Origin of the sequence: Pseudomonas sp. JV241A (assembly GCF_900275665.1) — a bacterium.
GTDB lineage: Bacteria > Pseudomonadota > Gammaproteobacteria > Pseudomonadales > Pseudomonadaceae > Aquipseudomonas > Aquipseudomonas wadenswilerensis.
On record NZ_OPYO01000016.1, the window covers coordinates 1 to 15,471 of the forward strand.

19 protein-coding genes are annotated in these 15,471 nt (G+C 65.3%); 7 read left to right on the top strand and 12 right to left on the bottom strand.

Annotated elements, in window-relative coordinates; translation table 11 throughout:
* The coding region (locus JV241A_RS10380) for a transposase (protein ID WP_240047852.1) at window positions 1-244 on the bottom strand (244 nt) is incomplete at its 3' end.
* A gap of 643 nt (window positions 245-887) precedes the next feature.
* Between JV241A_RS10380 and JV241A_RS10390 the strand changes: the two genes are divergently transcribed.
* From JV241A_RS10390 to hemN, 3 genes are all read left to right on the top strand, one after another.
* A complete protein-coding gene (locus JV241A_RS10390) occupies window positions 888-1,331 on the top strand; it encodes a hypothetical protein (protein ID WP_115087160.1) in 444 nt (147 codons plus the stop codon).
* Between the two features lie 88 nt (window positions 1,332-1,419).
* A complete protein-coding gene (locus tag JV241A_RS10395; RefSeq protein ID WP_115087159.1) occupies window positions 1,420-2,754 on the top strand; it encodes a coproporphyrinogen III oxidase in 1,335 nt (444 codons plus the stop codon).
* Entirely contained in the window at window positions 2,741-4,126 is a 1,386-nt protein-coding gene (gene hemN / locus JV241A_RS10400; protein WP_115087158.1) for an oxygen-independent coproporphyrinogen III oxidase, read from the top strand. The genes JV241A_RS10395 and hemN overlap by 14 nt, the downstream gene beginning before the upstream one ends.
* On the opposite strand, the gene JV241A_RS10405 is transcribed toward hemN, so the two are convergent.
* From JV241A_RS10405 to nirS, 11 genes are all read right to left on the bottom strand, one after another.
* Window positions 4,123-5,607, bottom strand: coding sequence for a cytochrome D1 domain-containing protein (locus JV241A_RS10405; protein ID WP_134062356.1), 1,485 nt, complete (start codon window positions 5,605-5,607; stop codon window positions 4,123-4,125). The genes hemN and JV241A_RS10405 overlap by 4 nt on opposite strands.
* Window positions 5,604-6,434 carry a uroporphyrinogen-III C-methyltransferase gene (cobA, locus tag JV241A_RS10410; RefSeq protein ID WP_115087156.1) on the bottom strand — a complete coding sequence of 277 codons (831 nt, stop codon included), beginning with the start codon at window positions 6,432-6,434 and terminating at the stop codon, window positions 5,604-5,606. Before cobA ends, JV241A_RS10405 begins: the two co-directional genes overlap by 4 nt.
* 72 nt (window positions 6,435-6,506) lie before the next feature.
* A complete protein-coding gene (gene nirJ / locus JV241A_RS10415; protein ID WP_115087155.1) occupies window positions 6,507-7,685 on the bottom strand; it encodes a heme d1 biosynthesis radical SAM protein NirJ in 1,179 nt (392 codons plus the stop codon).
* 14 nt (window positions 7,686-7,699) lie between these two features.
* A complete protein-coding gene (locus JV241A_RS10420) occupies window positions 7,700-8,200 on the bottom strand; it encodes an Lrp/AsnC family transcriptional regulator (RefSeq protein WP_115087154.1) in 501 nt (166 codons plus the stop codon).
* Window positions 8,175-8,618, bottom strand: coding sequence for an Lrp/AsnC family transcriptional regulator (locus JV241A_RS10425; protein WP_115087153.1), 444 nt, complete (start codon window positions 8,616-8,618; stop codon window positions 8,175-8,177). The genes JV241A_RS10420 and JV241A_RS10425 overlap by 26 nt, the downstream gene beginning before the upstream one ends.
* Window positions 8,611-9,126, bottom strand: a complete 516-nt coding sequence (locus JV241A_RS10430; protein ID WP_115087152.1) for an Lrp/AsnC family transcriptional regulator — start codon at window positions 9,124-9,126, stop codon at window positions 8,611-8,613. The genes JV241A_RS10425 and JV241A_RS10430 overlap by 8 nt, the downstream gene beginning before the upstream one ends.
* Window positions 9,123-9,581, bottom strand: a complete 459-nt coding sequence (locus JV241A_RS10435) for an Lrp/AsnC family transcriptional regulator (protein WP_115087151.1) — start codon at window positions 9,579-9,581, stop codon at window positions 9,123-9,125. Before JV241A_RS10435 ends, JV241A_RS10430 begins: the two co-directional genes overlap by 4 nt.
* Window position 9,582: 1 nt before the next feature.
* Window positions 9,583-10,761 (bottom strand): cytochrome D1 domain-containing protein, encoded by a 1,179-nt coding sequence (locus tag JV241A_RS10440; protein WP_134062358.1) that lies wholly within the window; start codon window positions 10,759-10,761, stop codon window positions 9,583-9,585.
* Window positions 10,758-11,081 (bottom strand): cytochrome c, encoded by a 324-nt coding sequence (locus JV241A_RS10445; protein ID WP_115087149.1) that lies wholly within the window; start codon window positions 11,079-11,081, stop codon window positions 10,758-10,760. The genes JV241A_RS10440 and JV241A_RS10445 overlap by 4 nt, the downstream gene beginning before the upstream one ends.
* A 19-nt stretch (window positions 11,082-11,100) precedes the next feature.
* Window positions 11,101-11,415, bottom strand: a complete 315-nt coding sequence (locus JV241A_RS10450) for a c-type cytochrome (protein WP_115087148.1) — start codon at window positions 11,413-11,415, stop codon at window positions 11,101-11,103.
* 24 nt (window positions 11,416-11,439) lie between these two features.
* Entirely contained in the window at window positions 11,440-13,008 is a 1,569-nt protein-coding gene (gene nirS, locus JV241A_RS10455) for a nitrite reductase (RefSeq protein WP_233673516.1), read from the bottom strand.
* 319 nt (window positions 13,009-13,327) lie between these two features.
* Between nirS and JV241A_RS10460 the strand changes: the two genes are divergently transcribed.
* From JV241A_RS10460 to JV241A_RS10475, 4 genes are all read left to right on the top strand, one after another.
* On the top strand, window positions 13,328-14,122 hold the full coding sequence (locus tag JV241A_RS10460) for a CbbQ/NirQ/NorQ/GpvN family protein (protein WP_115087146.1): 795 nt from the start codon (window positions 13,328-13,330) through the stop codon (window positions 14,120-14,122).
* Complete coding sequence (locus tag JV241A_RS10465) at window positions 14,106-14,684, top strand: cytochrome c oxidase subunit 3 (protein ID WP_115087145.1); 579 nt, start codon at window positions 14,106-14,108, stop codon at window positions 14,682-14,684. Before JV241A_RS10460 ends, JV241A_RS10465 begins: the two co-directional genes overlap by 17 nt.
* 9 nt (window positions 14,685-14,693) lie before the next feature.
* Window positions 14,694-14,930: a cytochrome C oxidase subunit IV family protein gene (locus JV241A_RS10470; RefSeq protein ID WP_115087144.1), complete on the top strand. Its 237-nt coding sequence runs from the start codon at window positions 14,694-14,696 to the stop codon at window positions 14,928-14,930.
* Window positions 14,931-15,027: 97 nt separating this feature from the next.
* Window positions 15,028-15,468 carry a cytochrome c gene (locus JV241A_RS10475; RefSeq protein WP_115087143.1) on the top strand — a complete coding sequence of 147 codons (441 nt, stop codon included), beginning with the start codon at window positions 15,028-15,030 and terminating at the stop codon, window positions 15,466-15,468.
* The last annotated feature ends 3 nt before the right edge of the window (window positions 15,469-15,471 follow it).

The following is a 15,471-nucleotide window of genomic DNA, read 5'->3' on the forward strand; positions in this document are numbered from 1 at the left end:
CTGGAGTGATGGCCTTCGCGCCGACCGGTGTTTGACCTTCTCGTTCCTGGCGCAGTTGCTCGACCCAGCGACGAAGCGCGGTCCGCCCTAGACCAAGGCTCTCGCAGACATCAGGGACTGACTCACCATCGTCCAGCACCATCTCGGCAGCTTTGATTTTGAATTCGTTCGAGTAAGATTTTCGCACTGATTTTGCCTCCAATTGGGCGCCATAATAGCGCCCGACGAAGGTGTCCAAAATCATTAGGCCAGTTCAGCTTGCCCCGCGATGAGGCCAGTCCAGCCAACACATCATGCGGCGCCTGGATTACGACCGCTGCGCGCTCGATCGCCGGCAAGTCCGGCTCCCACAGGATTGGCGGTGCTCCCAGGGGCAGTGCAAGACCTGTGGGAGCGGGCTTGCCCCGCGATGAGGCCAGTACAACCAGCACATCATGCGGCGTCTGGATTACGACCGCTGCGCGCTCGATCGCCGGCAAGTCCGGCTCCCACAGGATTGGCGGTGCTCCCAGGGGCAGTGCAAGACCTGTGGGAGCTGGCTTGCCAGCGATGAGGCCAGTACAACCAGCACATTATGCGGCGTCTGGATTACGACCGCTGCGCGCTCGATCGCCGGCAAGTCCGGCTCCCACAGGATTGGCTGTGCTCCCAGGGGCAGTGCAAGACCTGTGGGAGCTGGCTTGCCAGCGATGAGGCCAGTACAGCCAACACATCATGCGGCGCCTGGATTACGACCGCTGCGCGCTCGATCGCGGGGCAAGCCCGCTCCCACAGGGGCGGCGTACACAAACCCACTGTGGGATCGGGCTTTGTTGATTGCCGTCAACCACCACACCCCGCCACCGCGCTAGTGTCGAGCCCAGTGCCAGACTCACGCCGAGGCCCCGATGCTCTACCCGCTGCTGTTATCCCTGCACCTGTTCGCCGCGGTGATCTTCATCGGTACGGTGTTCTTCGAGGTGCTGTTCCTTGAACACATCCGCAAGCAGTTGCCGGCCAAGCTCATGCTGCTACTGGAACAGGCCATCGGCCAGCGCGCCCGGCAGTTGATGCCCTGGGTGCTGCTGGTGCTGTTCGGGGCCGGGGTAGGGATGGTCTGGCTGCGCTATGTGCCGCTGCTGGAGACGCCCCTGCGCTCGTCGTTCGGCACCTTGTTGCTGGTGAAAATCATGCTTGCCGCCAGCGTGCTGGGGCATTTTCTCGTGGCCATGCTGTGGTTTCGCAACGGGCAGATGAACAGCGGCCGGGTGAAGTTCATTCATCACAGTGTGTTCGTTCATCTGCTACTGATCCTGCTGCTGGCCAAGGCCATGTTCTACCTGACATGGTAGCCAGCCGCGCCGCGCTTGATGCAAATCAAGGCCCCTGGGCCGCTCCGGGCGGACACTGATGCTCCGTAGCCCGTCTCGGAGCCCCGCCATGCTTGACTCACTCCATCGCCACCGGCAGCAGATCACCCCGCACGGGCAGTGGCCGGGAGAGCCCGGCAGGCATGCCGATACCCGCAGGTTTCATGCCGGCATCGGCTCGCTGGATGTGTTGCGCGCCCTGCGCGCCAGCCGTCAGCAGCACCGGCCGTTGTCCTTGGGCGTGCAACTGCCCGCCGGGCTCGACAGTCAGGAGCAAGACGCCTATCTGCGCGGCCTGCAACGGGAGATCGCGCTGGTCGGCTGCCACCTGGGAGCCGACCAGAGCATTGAGCAGTTCCAGTTGAGCGGCGCTACCCCAGGGCCCGAGGTGCTGCAGCAGTTGATGGGGCAACTGCGCCAACGCTTCAATTTTCTGCAACACGAATTGGGTGACTACGGCGTTGAAGTCGATCTGCATCACACCGACTGGGCGACCATGGGCCTGTTGCGTGACCAGGGGTTCAACCATGTCAGCATCGGTGTGCCCGATGGCGGCCAGGGTGGTGTGCCGTCGGCAGCCCGTTGCCAGAACCCGGCGCCGATTCATTCGCTGATCGATGCTGCGCGCACCTTCGATTTTCGCTCGGTGAGTGTCGACCTTGGCTATGGCCACGCCTGGCAGACCCCGGACAGCTTCGCCCGCAAGCTTGCCACCCTGATCGAGCTCGAGCCCGACCGCCTGCAGGTGTTCGATTATGCCCAGGCGCCAGCGCGCTACGCCCACAGTGCCCGGCAAGCGCCCTGCAGCGAGCAGGACAAGGCGCTGATGCGGCGCATCTGTTTTGAGCAACTGCCGGCGGCGGGGTACCAGCACATCGGCCTGGGCCAGTTCGTGCGCGCCGACGACGATCTGGCCATCGCCCAGGAACGCGGGCGCCTGCGCCGCAATTGCCAGGGTTTTACCCGGCACGGCTACTGCGACCATGTCGGCTTGGGCCTGGGCGCGATCAGCCAGTTCGACGAACTCTATGCGCAGAATGCCCTGAGCCTCGCGCACTACCTGCAACAGCTGGGCAACGACCAGTTGGCCACCTGCCGAGGCTGGCGCTGCGAGGCGGATGACCAGTTGCGCCAGCGGGTAACCGAGCGCCTGGCCTGTGACCTGGAGCTGGATATCCAGGCCATCGAGGCCCGTTACGGCGTGGATTTTCGCCAGTACTTTGCAAGCGCCTGGCGCCAGCTGGAGGCCATGAGTCGGGCCGGGCTGGTCGAGTTGTCAGCGCGTTACATCAGCATATTGCCCGCCGGCCGGGTGGAAGTGGATGCCATCTGCCAGCTGTTCGAACAGAGCAGCCCGGGGCTTTCCCTCCATCAGCAATGGGTCGATCACGATGCCAGCCTTTGAATTCAACCGCGCCCTGGTGAAAAAGTACGACCGTCCAGGGCCGCGCTATACCTCGTACCCGACCGCGCCGCAGTTTCACCCGGCCTTCGCCGTCGATGACTACCTGCAGGCCGTGCAGGCCAGCAACCAGGCGCCGAGGCCCAAGCCGCTGTCGGCCTATATCCATATCCCGTTTTGCCAGAGCCTTTGCTATTACTGCGCCTGCAACAAGATCATCACCCGCAAGACCCATCGCGCGGCCGAGTACCTGGGCTACCTGAAGCGTGAGATTGCCCTGCAGGGCGCGCTGTTCGAGCGCAGTCGCAAGCTGACCCAGCTGCACCTGGGGGGCGGCACGCCGACCTACCTGAGCAACGCGCAACTGGCCGAATTGATGGACTGCCTGCACCAGGCGTTCAACCTCGATGACAGCGACGATCACGAGTTTTCCATCGAGGTCGATCCGCGCACCGTCAGTACCGGGCAAATCCAGATGCTGCGCGGCCTGGGCTTCAATCGCCTGAGTTTCGGCGTGCAGGATTTCGACGCCGCTGTGCAGGCGGCGGTCAATCGCCGGCAAAGCGAAGAACAGATCTACGCGTTGGTGGCCGCAGCACGCGAGGCGCGCTTCAAGTCGGTCAGCGTCGATCTGATTTACGGCCTGCCGCTGCAAACGGTGCAGAGCTTCGACGTGACCTTGGGCAAGATCATCGCCCTGCGCCCGGACCGCATCGCCGCCTACAGCTATGCCCACCTGCCCGAGCAAGTGCGGGCGCAGCGGATGATCCGCCGCGAAGACATGCCGCCGCCGGAGCGCAAGCTGGAGCTGCTGGAGCTGACCATCCAGCGCCTGACCGACGCCGGTTACGTGTACATCGGCATGGATCACTTCGCCTTGCCGGACGACGAATTGGCCCTGGCCCGGGCCAATGGCACCCTGCAGCGCAACTTTCAGGGCTACTCGACCCATGCCGACTGCGACCTGATCGGCCTGGGCGTGTCGGCTATCGGCAAGGTAGGTGACAGCTACAGCCAGAGCGTCAAGCTGCTGTCCCAGTACTATGCGTGGCTCGATCAGGGCCTGCTGCCGATCCAGCGTGGCTACCGCCTGAATGCCGACGACCTGCTGCGCCGCGAGGTGATCAACCAGCTGATGTGCCATGGCCGCATCGATTTTGACCGGTTCCAGGCCGCGCACGGTATCTGCTTCAACGACTACTTCGCCGAAGCCCTGGAGCAGCTGGCCGAGCAGGTGGATGACCAGTTGCTGGCGCTTGATCAACACGCCTTGCAGTTGCTGCCCCAGGGCCACTTGATGATGCGCAACACCGCCATGGCCTTTGACGCCTACCTGGGCGGTGGGCGTAAAGGCCAGTTTTCGCGCACCGTTTAGTGCGAAGTGCCCTCGGCGAACTCGATCTTGTTGCCGACGTTGTACTTGCCCGAGGGCTTGTTCATGGGAATGCGCTTGACCTCCTCGAGGGTCTGGCTGTCGTAGACGATCAGCGCGCCGTCGTTGGCCCAGATGCTCAGCAGCAAATAGCGGCCGTCGTGGCTGAACTCGACATGGGCAGCGGTCTTGCCCGGCATCGGCCGCAGGGTGTGGGCGATTTCCAGGGTCTGCTTGTCGATCAGGTGGATGGCGTCGTTGTCGGGGCCGAAGAACACATCGGTCCAGGCATAGGCCGAGTTGGCGTGGCTGCGCATGAAAAAGCCCGGGCCCAGGGTGGGGATCTCCTTGATCAGGCGCCAGGTCTTGAGGTCGATCACCGAGATCAGGCCCTGGCTGATGTTCGGCGTGGCGAACACCCAGTCGCCGTTGCGCCGCCACCAGGTGCCGGAGCCCAGGTGCGGCATGCCGGGCAGGGCAATGCGGCTGAGCACCTGGCCGCTATCGAGGTCAATCACCTGGCCGCCGTTGGCCTTGCGGGAGGTGGCCAGCAGTTGCCGGTAGTCCGGCGAGAAGGAGAAATCGTCGAGAAAATCCTCGGCCGCAATCCTTCGCGGCACGAAGTCGGGCTGGCCGGCGCTGGACAGTTCCCAGACCTCTTTCACGTCCTTGAGCGCCACGATGAAACTGTCCCGTGGCGGTGCCGTGTACACCGCGCTGACCCGCGACGGCGTGCCGTCCTGGCCAACCGCAGCGATGGTTTTCACTGGCGTCAGGTCGCGGGCATCGAGCAGCACCAGGTTGCCTGGCAGGTAGTTGCCCACCAGCACCCAGCGCCCGTCCTTGCTCACCGCCAGGTTGCGGGTATTGAGCCCGGCGCGCACCTCGGCGATCAGTTTCAGGTTGTGCAAGTCGTACTGGCTGACCCAGCCGTCGCGGGAGGCAAAGTAGACGAAGCGGCCATCGGGAGAGAACTTCGGACCGCCGTGCACGGCAAAATGCGAGGCAAAGCGTGCCAGCACGGTGAAGCGGTCGCCGTCGAGGATATTGATGTGGTGATCGCCGGCTTCAACGACCACGAACAGGTTCAGGGGGTCGGCAGCGTGCTGGGGTGTGCCTGGAAGACTGTCGACGGCATTGAGCACCTGGTGGCTGGCGCGGATCTCGGCATCGCTCCAGGTCGGTGGTGTGGCCGGGGGCTGTTGCAGGTAGGTCACCAGGCCGTCGATCCGGGCTGAGCTCAATACCTTGGCAAAGCCGCTCATCTGGCTGGCCGGGCGGCCGGAGGCGATCACCTGGCGAATCTCGGCGGGCTTGATCCGGCTCAGGCTTTCCGGCAGCAGGGCCGGGCCGCTGGCACCGAAACGATTGGCGCCATGGCACTGCTGGCAATGCTGCTGATAGTCCAGGGCGGCCTGGTCGAGGGCCGCGCTGCCCTGGGCCGAAGCCATCCATAACAGCGGGACAAGGGCCAGGGCTTTCATGGTGCGACCTCGGCGGCAAGCGCGGCACCGGCAAAGTGCGCCGGGTGGCGCAGCGCCTGTTCGGCGAACAGCCCGACCACCTTGCCGATCACCGTCAGCGTCGGCGTGGCGGCGGGGCATTGCCGCGCCAGCATTGGCAAGTGTGCGAGGGTGCCGCGCAGCACCTGCTGGTCGGCGCAAGTGCCGCGGCTGATCAGGGCCGCCGGGGTATCGGCGGCAAGCCCGGCAGCGATCAACTGCTCGGTGATCAGCCGCAGATTGGCCAGGCCCATATAGAACACCAGGGTCTGGCTGCTGTCGGCCAGGCTCTGCCAGGGCAGGTTGAGCGCGCCGTCGTGTTGCAGGTGGCCGGTGATGAAACGGCAGGAGTTGACCAGGTCGCGGTGGGTCAGGGGGATCCCGGCATAGGCGCTGCAGCCGGCGGCGGCAGTGATGCCCGGTACCACCTGACAATCGATGCCGTGCTGCAGGAGGAAGTCGAGTTCTTCGGCGCCCCGGCCGAAGATGAACGGGTCGCCGCCCTTGAGCCGCACCACCCGCTGGCCCTGGGCCGCCAGGTCGACCAGCAACTGGTTGATCTGTGCCTGGGGCAGGCTGTGGTAGCCGCTGATCTTGCCAACGTAATGGCGGCGGCAAGCGGGCGGGATCAGGGCCAGCAGTTCACTGCTGATCAAGCGGTCATAGACCACGGCATCGGCCTGCATCAGCAGGCTCCAGGCGCGCAGGGTGAGCAGGCGCGGATCGCCGGGCCCGGCACCGACCAGGGCGACTTCGCCGGGGCTGAAGGGCGAGTGCAGGGCGGCAGGTAGAACGGAGGCACAATGCATGAGGGCGTTCCTTGTTCCATCATCAGGGGCGCCGGGTCGCCGCCTGTGTCGGCGGCTTGCCCGGTCAGGTTGTCAATGCGTGACGCAAGGAATGCGCGCCGATGGCGGCAGGCCGATTTCTTCATCGCTCAGGTGGCAGCCGGGGTCCTGGCCCCAGAGGTCACCGGCGGCCCAGGCGCGGGTGCGGGTGTTGCCGTTGCAGATGCTCAGCCAATGGCAGGCGGCGCAGCGCCCGGTCACGGCCCGGGGATGCTCGCGCAGGCGCAACAGCAGAGGATCGGGCTGCTCCAGCCACAGGGTGCGGAACGGCGTGCGGCGCACGTTGCCTACCGAGTGCTGCCACCAGTAGGTGTCGGGGTGCACTTCGCCGGTGTTGTCGATATTGGCGATGGCGCAGCCCGAGGCATTGCCGCCCCAGGCGCGCAGCATCTGCTCCAGTTGCGGGTAGTGCTCGGGTAGATGACGCGCAGTCCACTGCAGCAACAGGATGGCATCGGCATCGTTGTTGCCGCTGACGAAGTCGCTGTCGCGGCCGTGCTGGATATCATCCCAGGCCTGATCAAACAGCAGGTTCATCGCCTCACGGCTCATCTGCTGCAGCGCGTCGAGCTTGCGGCTGCGCTTGCCGCGGCCGCTGTAGTTCAGGTGCGAGAGGTAGAACTTGCCCACGTCACAGTCGCGCATCAGCGCCAGTAAAGCCGGCAGCTGGGCGTGGTTGTCCTGGGTCAGGGTGGTGCGCATGCCGACGCGAATGCCCTGTTCGCGGCACAGGCGCATGGCCTTCAGCGAACTGGCGAAGCTGCCTTTGAGCTGGCGAAAGGCATCGTGGGTGGCCTCAAGGCCATCGATGCTGATGCCGACGTAGTCGAAGCGGGCCGCGCGAACCTGGGCGATGTTGCGCTCATCGATCAGCGTGCCGTTGCTCGACAGGGCGACGAACATGCCTTGGTCGCGGGCATGGGCACTGAGCAGGAACAGGTCGCCGCGCAGCAGCGGCTCGCCGCCGGAGAGAATCAGCACCTTGACCCCGGCATCGGCCAGGTCATCGATCACTTGCAGGGCCGCTTCGGTATCCAGCTCGTCACGAAACACGCTGTCGGCCGAGGTGGCGTAGCAGTGCTTGCAGGTCAGGTTGCAACGCCTGAGCAGGTTCCAGATCACCACCGGCGGGCGCGGGCTGCCCGGTGGGCTGGTGCGCGGGGCAGGGCCGTGGCCGGCCAGGGCGCGCAGGTACTGGCTGATTCTCAACATGCGACGCTCCTTGCTCAGTGGCTGGTGGGCAGGCGTAAACCGGTTTTCTTCAGGATGCGGCTGCTGACCAGCATGTCGTCGGCCCGGCAGGCATCACCCAGCAGGTAGCGCAGGTGTTCGCGGTAGCTGTCGATTTCGGTGGCGCTGCGGCCATGGACCATGGCGAACAGGTTGTAGCGCCAACTGCCGTTGCGCGGGCGCCGGTAGCAGTGGCTGACGAAGGGCTGGGCGCCGATAAGCCGGCCCAGGCGGGGCATCTGCGCGTCGTCGACATCCCAGACGGTCATGCCGTTGAAGCGATAGCCCAGGCGGTAATGGTTGGGCACGGCAGCGATGCGGCGAATGGCGCCGTCAGCCTGCAGGCGCTTGAGCAGGGCCAGGGTTGCCTCGACGCTCAGGTGCAGCTGCCCGGCCAGCCAGCCCCAGGGATCGTCCACCAGCGGCAGGCCGGCCTGGGTCAGTTGTACCAGGCGCAGGGCCAGGGCCTGTTCAGACCGGGAAGTACAAACCGACATGGTAGGTCTCCTCCTTGGGCAGGTTGAGCGGGGTCAGGCCGGTGCGCTGCTGGATGCGCTGCAGGGTCTGGTCCAGGTGCTCGAGGCTGGCGCAGCCGAGGACGAACCACATGTTGAAGGGGTGTTCGCGGCGGTAGTTGTGAGCGACTTCGGGCATCGCCGCAAGCTCGGCGGCAACGGCCTCGAAGCGTGCTTCAGGCACCGTCAGCGCCGCCAGGGTAAAGGCGCCGCCCAGCCGTTCGATGTCGAACATTGGCCCGAAGCGGGTCAGGGTGCCGTCGTCGAGCAGGCGTTGCAGACGTTCACGCAGTTGCTGGCTGCTGCTGCCCAATTCCTCGGCCAGCACCTGCCAGGGCTGGGGCACCAGCGGCAGGCCCAATTGCAGGCGGTTGATCAGGCGGCGGTCGAGTTCATCCATGGGCGCTTGCTCCGCTGCTGGCGGGGGCGAAGCGGCCACCGCACTGTTTGAAAGCCTGGGTGCTGAACAAGACCTGGTAGGGCAGGTCGCTGAGCAGGTGCTGCTCGAGCAACGCCGCGATCTGCGCCTCGACCCGCTCGCGCTGGCGGCCATGGACCATGCAGAACAGGTTGTAGCGCCATTGCGGCAAGCGCCGTGGCCGCTGGTAGCAGAGGCTGACCAGCGGCTCGCGGCCCAGGCGCTGGCCGACTTCGTCGATCAGGGCGTCGGGGATGTCCAGCACCAGCATGGCGTTGGCAGTAAAGCCCAGGGCGCGGTGGTTGAGCACCAGGCCCAGGCGGCGGAACAGGCCTTGCTGCTGCCATTGGTTGATCTGTGCCAGCACCTGCTGTTCTTCGGCGCCGATCTGCCGGGCGAGGTGCTGGTAGGGGCGCGCAAGCAGGGGCAGGCCGCTTTCAAGCAGGCGCCGCAGGGCCAGGCTTTGCGCGGGATCGAGAATACAGCTCATGGCGCGTCTCCCAGGGCAAAGCCGAGGTCGATGCGGTAGGCGGTGAGCATCGGCAGGTCGAGCGGGGTCAGGCCGGTATCGGCTTGCAGTTCGTCGAGGATGCGCTGCAGGTGCGGGCGGTCGGGCCCGGTCAGTACGAACCAGAGGTTGTAGTGGTGCTCGCGGGCATAGTTGTGGTTGACCTCGGGGTACTGGCTGATGCGCTCGGCCACCTGTTGCAGGCGCTCGGCGGGCACGGCCAGGGCGGCGAGGGTGCTGGCGCCGGCGCGGCGGTGTTCGAACACCGGGCCGATGCGCGACAGGCGGCCATGCCCGGCCATCCGCTGCAGGCAGGCGATGACCTGATCCTCGCTGCAGCCGAGCGCCTGGGCCATCTCCAGGTAGGGTTCGGCGCAGATCGGCATGCCATGTTGGTAGTGTTGGATGAGGCGCCGTTCGAGAGTGTCTAGCGGCATCTCAGTACCCCATCTGCTGGGCGCGGCTGCTGAAGAAGATGCCGCTGGGGGCGGTGGCCGGCAGGGTGGCGAGCCGCTTGAGGCTGTACGGGTCCCAGACCTGCACCTGGTTGGCGTCACGCACCGACAGCCACAACTGGTCGCCACGGGCGGTGAACTCCATGTGCAGCACGGCGGGGCCTGGCTTGAGGTCGGCAATGACGTTGTGGGTTTCGGTATCGATGACCTGCACCCGGTCATTGTCCGGGTAGGCGAAGTTGACCCACAGCTGGCGCCCGTCCGGACGGGCGCTGACGAACACCGGTTGCCCGGCGACGGCGATGGCGTCGGTCTGCTGCCAGGTGCGCGCATCCATCACCAGTACCTGATGGCGCCCGACCGCCGGCACGAAAGCCTGGTTATCGGCCACCGCCCAGCCTTCCAGGTGCGGCATCTTGTACACCGGCAACTTGGCCTGGCCGCGACCGTAGTCGCCGAGCACGCGCTTGACCCCATGCTCCGGGTGCCAGAGGTCGAGCTGGGCCATGCCGTCTTCGCCGAACAGCCCGGCCATGTAATAGCGGCCATCGGCGGTGATCAACGCGTCGTAGGGTTGCTGGCCGATACCTGTAAACCGGGTGATCTGCGGCGTATTGCCGTGGCTGAAGTCGGCGCTCCAGATCTCGCCGCTGTCGAACAGGCTGAACACGAAGCGCTGGCCGGGCGCGTCAACCAGGCCGACCACCCGCGAGCGCTTGGTGCCGTCGGCGAGCAGGGTGGCGGGGATGTCGGCGACCAGCTCAAGGCTGTGCGCATCGAAGACCTTGACCCCGCCAGGCACGTAGTTGGACACCGCGATCAGCTTGCCGTCCTGGCTGATCGCACCACCGATGCTGTTGCCGCCCTGGATCAGGCGTTTGTCGATGCGCTGCTGGAGCAGATCGACCTTGGTCAGGCCGCCGTCACGGCCGAACACATAGGCGTAGCGCTGGTCGCGGGAAAACACCGCCGAGGCATGGGACAAATCGCCCAGCCCGTCGATGCGCGCCAGGGCTTTGCCGGCGCTGCTGTCGATGATCTGCACGCTGGCGCTGGCGCGTTCCACCACCAGGCCCAGGTCGCCAGTGCCGCGCAGCGGAGCCTGGGTACAGGCGGACAACAGCAGCGCGCAGGTGGCGGGTAACAGTACGTGTCGGATCATGGGGCAGATGCTCCTTGCAAAAGATGATCGACCAGCCAGCCGATGTCGTCGGCGCTCAGCAGCGCCTCCCAGGCGGGCATCGCGGTGCCGGGGCGGCCCAGGCGCACGGTGGCGAGCAGACCATCGCGGGGTTTGCCGGCAAGGGCCGCCGGCGTCAGTTCCGGGCCCAGGCCGCCGGTCAGGTGCAGGCCATGGCAGGCGCCGCAGTCCTGGGCCAGCAGGTGTTCGAGCTGCGCCTGGCGCTGGGCGTCAGGCGCGGCGAAAGCAGGGGGAACAAGCAGGAGGGACGCCAGGCTCACAACACAGCGGTAAGTATTCATGACGCCCTCCGTGGGTGGGTTACTTGAGGCTCAAGACCCAGTTGGCCAACTGTTTTGCTTCTTCATCACTGACCGCATTGGCCGGCATCGGGATCGGCCCCCAGTTGCCTTGGGTACCGTTCTTGATATGGCTGGCCAGCGTATCGGCGGCGCCACTGATGCCGGCATTCTTTGCTGCCACCTCCTTGAGCGCCGGGCCTACCAGCTTGGCGTCGACGGCATGGCAGGCCACACAGGACTTGCTCTGGAACAACGCCAGTGCGTCATCGGCCAGGGCCGGTTGCAGGCTCAACGCAGTGGCCAGGGTGCAGAGTGAAAGCAGGGTATTTTTCATGACGACTCCTTGCGTTGATGAAGCTCAATAAATGTCGTGTTGGGTGTTGTAGACATTGAACTTGCCGGTCGGGGTGATCAGCCGCTTGTCCTTGATCACCTGCTTGAGCGCCAGGGTCTTGTCGTCGATCACCACCAGTGCCGACTCCTCGGTCTGGCCGTTCCACACCGAGAACCACACCTCGTCACCGGCCTTGTTGTACTCGGGCTGGACCACGCGCAGGGCGCCTTGCTTGATCCCCGAATACTCGGCAATCGGCAGCACCTTGTAGCCGGCATCGAGCTTGTCGATGTCGAACACCGCCACCGACTGGCTGAGCTTGGTGTCCGGGTTCAGGGTGGTGTCAACGTACAGGTGGCGCGAGTCGGGGTGGGTCTTGATGAACAGCGAGCCGCCGCCCTGGCCCTTGAGCGAGCCGACCTGTTTCCAGGCGTACTGCGGGTACTTCAGTGGGTCGGTACCGATCATCGAGATGCCGGCATCGCCCAGGTGGCTGGTGGCCCACACCGGGCCGAACTGCGGGTGCACGAAGTTGGCGCCACGGCCGGGGTGCGGGGTCTTGCCGACGTCGACCAGGGCGGTCAGGCGGCGCTCTTTGGAGTCGATCACCGCCACCTTGTTGGCGTTGTTGGCCGCGGTCATGAAGTAGCGATGGCTGCTGTCCCAGCCACCGTCATGCAGGAACGGCGCGGCGTCGATGCTGGTGATGGTGAGGTTCTTGATGTCTTCGTAGTTGACCAGCATGACCTTGCCGGTTTCCTTGACGTTGACGATGAACTCCGGCCATTCGTGGGAGGCGATGATCGCCGCCACCCGTGGCTCGGGGTGGTACTCCTGCTTGTCGACGGTCATGCCGCGGGTCGAGACGATCTGCTTGGGCTCCAGGGTCTCGCCGTCCATGATGGTGAACTGCGGCGGCCAGTAGGAGCCGGCGATGGTGTACTTGTCTTCGAAGCCCTTGAACTTGGAGGTTTCCACCGAGCGCGCCTCGATGCCGACCTTGATTTCGGCCACCTTGGTCGGCTCTTTGGGCCACAGGTCGATCATGTCGATGCGCGCATCGCGGCCGATCACCAGCAGATAGCGGCCGGACGCCGAGATCCGCGAGATGTGCACGGCGTAGCCGGTCTCGATGAGCTTGACGATCTGCTTGCTGTCGCCGTCGATCAGGGCGATCTTGCCGTCGTCGCGCAGGGTCACCGAGAACAGGTTCTGCAGGTTGAGCTTGTTCAACTGGTGAGTGGGGCGGTCTTCGGGTTTGACCAGCAGCTTCCAGGTGTTGCGGGTTTCGGCCATGCCCCATTCCGGCGGGGTGGGCGGGGTGTGCTGGATGAAGTGGGCCATGCTGGTGATCTGCGCCTTGGTCAGCGCATTGGAGGTGCCCCAGTTCGGCATGCCGGCCGGCGAGCCGTAGCTGATCAGCGCTTCCAGGTAGGCCTGGCCACGGGCCTGGGTGATGTCCGGGGTCAGCGGCTTGCCGGTGGCGCCCTTGCGCAGCACGCCGTGGCAACCGGCGCAGCGCTGGAAGTAGATCTCCTTGGCGGCATCGAAATCGGCCTGGGTCATGTCCGGCGCGCCGGCCGTGGTGACCATGGCCGGTTGCGCGGCAGCGCTTTTCTGCTCGGCGCCGACGCTGGTGGGCAACGCCAGCGCCAGCGCCGAACAGAGGCTGGCGAGGCTCAGGGCAAAGGTTTTTCGGTTACTGATCAGCATTCCTTCTCTCCTCAGGCTAGACCTTTGCGATGTGCTGGAATGCCAGGACAGAGCGCAGGTTCTTGGTGCCTGGAAAGGCTATGCCGGAGCAGGCCGCGGACCGCTTGACGGCGATCAAGTTTGCCGGCCATGGCGCTTGCCAGGTTGTCGCAGGGGCTCTTAGCGTGGTCGTCGAACCCGCTGTCTATCCAGGTAAGCCATGGACCTCACAGAACCCCGCTGCGAACCCTTCTACCAAGCGCAAGGCAACGAACTGGCATTGTTCGAACAGGCCTGGCGCCACGGCATGCCGGTGCTGATCAAAGGCCCCACCGGTTGTGGCAAGACCCGCTTTGTCCAGCACATGGCCCATCGCCTGAAACTGCCCCTGCACACCGTGGCCTGCCACGACGACCTCAGCGCTGCCGACCTGATCGGCCGCCACCTGATCGGCGCCCAGGGCACCTGGTGGCAGGACGGGCCATTGACCCGGGCAGTGCGCGAGGGCGGCATCTGCTACCTCGACGAAGTGGTCGAAGCACGCCAGGACACCGTGGTGGTGCTGCACCCGCTGGCCGATGGCCGCCGCGAGCTGTTTCTCGAACGCACCGGCGAAGTGCTGCAGGCGCCGCCGTCGTTCATGCTGGTGGTGTCCTATAACCCCGGTTACCAGAACCTGCTCAAGGGCATGAAGCCCAGCACCCGCCAGCGTTTCGTGGCCCTGCGGTTCGACTATCCGCCCGCCGCCGAAGAAGCGCGCATCGTGCGCCGCGAGGCCGGGGTCGATGGCGCCCTGGCCAACCAGATCGTCAAGCTCGGCCAGGCCTTGCGGCGCCTGGACCAGCATGACCTGGAAGAGGTGGCCTCGACCCGCCTGCTGATTTTCACCGCACGGATGATCGGCGCCGGCATGAACCCGAGGCAGGCCTGCCTGGCTTGCCTGGCCGAGCCGCTCAGCGATGACCCGGTGACGGTGGCGGCGTTGATGGACGTGGTCGATGTCCACTTCGGCTGAGCAACTGCCCCGGCAGTTGCCGGGCGACCTGGCGATGTGGCTGTTCATCCTCGCCGAGCTGTCGGTGTTCGCCATCCTGATCCTGGCCTTTGCCGTGACCCATCACCTCAAGCCGCAGCTGTTTGCCGCCAGCCGCGCCTTGCTCGACGCCTCCACGGGCCTGGCCATGACCCTGAGCCTGCTCAGTGCCGGGGCGCTGGCGGCGCTGGCCCAGGTGCAGGTGCGCCAGGGGCAGCCGAGGCGGGCGGCATTGTTGCTGCTCGCCGCCTTACTGGTCGCCTGCGTCTACGTGTGGCTCAAGCTCGGCGAATACCGCCACCTGCTCGGCGCTGGGCTGGGCATCGAGCGCAACACCTTCTTCACCTTGTACTGGATTCTCACGGGCTTTCATTTTCTCCATGTGCTGCTCGGCATGCTGATCCTGGCCTGGCTGGCGCTGACGGCCTGGCATCGCGGCTATGGCCCTGGCCAGTGCAGCGGCTTCGAATCCGGGGTGCTGTACTGGCACATGGTCGATCTGGTCTGGGTGCTGCTGTTCCCGCTGGTTTACCTGCTGGGTTGAGGAGGGCGCATGCCCACATCGATAGTTCTTTTGCTGTGCTGGCTTGCCCTGGCGTGCCTGAGCCTGGGCACGGTGATGCTCGGCCAGGGCACGGTCATCCTGCTACTGGCGGCGGCCAAGGCCTGGCTGATCACCGACGGCTTCATGGAACTGCGCCACGGCCCGCAGCGTTGGCGCTGGCTGTTGCTGAGCTGGGCCCTGGTGCTGGCGGCGCTGGTGGGCCTTGGCCTGCACCTGCGCGGCTAATACCTGAGTAAAACCATCGGCGTTTCTTGATCGCCATCAAGCAGGTTTTTGCCCCGCGCTTTCTATCATGGCCAGGCCAAGCAATGAGGAAGCGACCATGTCAGAGACCTTCACCAAGGGCATGGCCAGGAACATCTATTTCGGGGGAAGCGTGTTCTTCTTCCTGATATTCCTGGCTTTGACCTACCACACCGAACAGACCTTTCCCGAACGCAGCAACGTCGCGCAATTGACCGACGCGGTGGTGCGCGGCAAGACGGTCTGGGAGCAGAACAACTGCGTCGGCTGCCACACCCTGTTGGGCGAGGGCGCGTACTTTGCGCCGGAGCTGGGCAACGTGTTCAAGCGCCGCGGCGGCGAGGAGGGCTTCAAGCCGTTCATGCATGCCTGGATGAAAATGCAGCCGCTGGGCGTGCCCGGCCGCCGGGCCATGCCGCAGTTCAACCTGAGCGAACAGGAAGTCGACGACATCGCCGAATTCCTCAAATGGAGCTCGAACATCAATACCAATGGCTGGCCGCCAAACCAGGAGGGCTGAGTG

Coding starts and splice junctions, on each gene's coding strand:
- JV241A_RS10420 (WP_115087154.1), bottom strand. CDS start 8,200: ATGTCGGTTTGTACTTCCCGGTCTGAACAGGCCCTGGCCCTGCGCCTG.
- JV241A_RS10450 (WP_115087148.1), bottom strand. CDS start 11,415: ATGAAAAATACCCTGCTTTCACTCTGCACCCTGGCCACTGCGTTGAGC.
- cobA (WP_115087156.1), bottom strand. CDS start 6,434: ATGCATTGTGCCTCCGTTCTACCTGCCGCCCTGCACTCGCCCTTCAGC.
- JV241A_RS10425 (WP_115087153.1), bottom strand. CDS start 8,618: ATGGATGAACTCGACCGCCGCCTGATCAACCGCCTGCAATTGGGCCTG.
- JV241A_RS10445 (WP_115087149.1), bottom strand. CDS start 11,081: ATGAATACTTACCGCTGTGTTGTGAGCCTGGCGTCCCTCCTGCTTGTT.
- nirS (WP_233673516.1), bottom strand. CDS start 13,008: ATGGTCACCACGGCCGGCGCGCCGGACATGACCCAGGCCGATTTCGAT.
- JV241A_RS10435 (WP_115087151.1), bottom strand. CDS start 9,581: ATGCCGCTAGACACTCTCGAACGGCGCCTCATCCAACACTACCAACAT.
- JV241A_RS10465 (WP_115087145.1), top strand. CDS start 14,106: ATGTCCACTTCGGCTGAGCAACTGCCCCGGCAGTTGCCGGGCGACCTG.
- JV241A_RS10475 (WP_115087143.1), top strand. CDS start 15,028: ATGTCAGAGACCTTCACCAAGGGCATGGCCAGGAACATCTATTTCGGG.
- nirJ (WP_115087155.1), bottom strand. CDS start 7,685: ATGTTGAGAATCAGCCAGTACCTGCGCGCCCTGGCCGGCCACGGCCCT.
- JV241A_RS10395 (WP_115087159.1), top strand. CDS start 1,420: ATGCTTGACTCACTCCATCGCCACCGGCAGCAGATCACCCCGCACGGG.
- JV241A_RS10440 (WP_134062358.1), bottom strand. CDS start 10,761: ATGATCCGACACGTACTGTTACCCGCCACCTGCGCGCTGCTGTTGTCC.
- JV241A_RS10390 (WP_115087160.1), top strand. CDS start 888: ATGCTCTACCCGCTGCTGTTATCCCTGCACCTGTTCGCCGCGGTGATC.
- hemN (WP_115087158.1), top strand. CDS start 2,741: ATGCCAGCCTTTGAATTCAACCGCGCCCTGGTGAAAAAGTACGACCGT.
- JV241A_RS10430 (WP_115087152.1), bottom strand. CDS start 9,126: ATGAGCTGTATTCTCGATCCCGCGCAAAGCCTGGCCCTGCGGCGCCTG.
- JV241A_RS10460 (WP_115087146.1), top strand. CDS start 13,328: ATGGACCTCACAGAACCCCGCTGCGAACCCTTCTACCAAGCGCAAGGC.
- JV241A_RS10405 (WP_134062356.1), bottom strand. CDS start 5,607: ATGAAAGCCCTGGCCCTTGTCCCGCTGTTATGGATGGCTTCGGCCCAG.
- JV241A_RS10470 (WP_115087144.1), top strand. CDS start 14,694: ATGCCCACATCGATAGTTCTTTTGCTGTGCTGGCTTGCCCTGGCGTGC.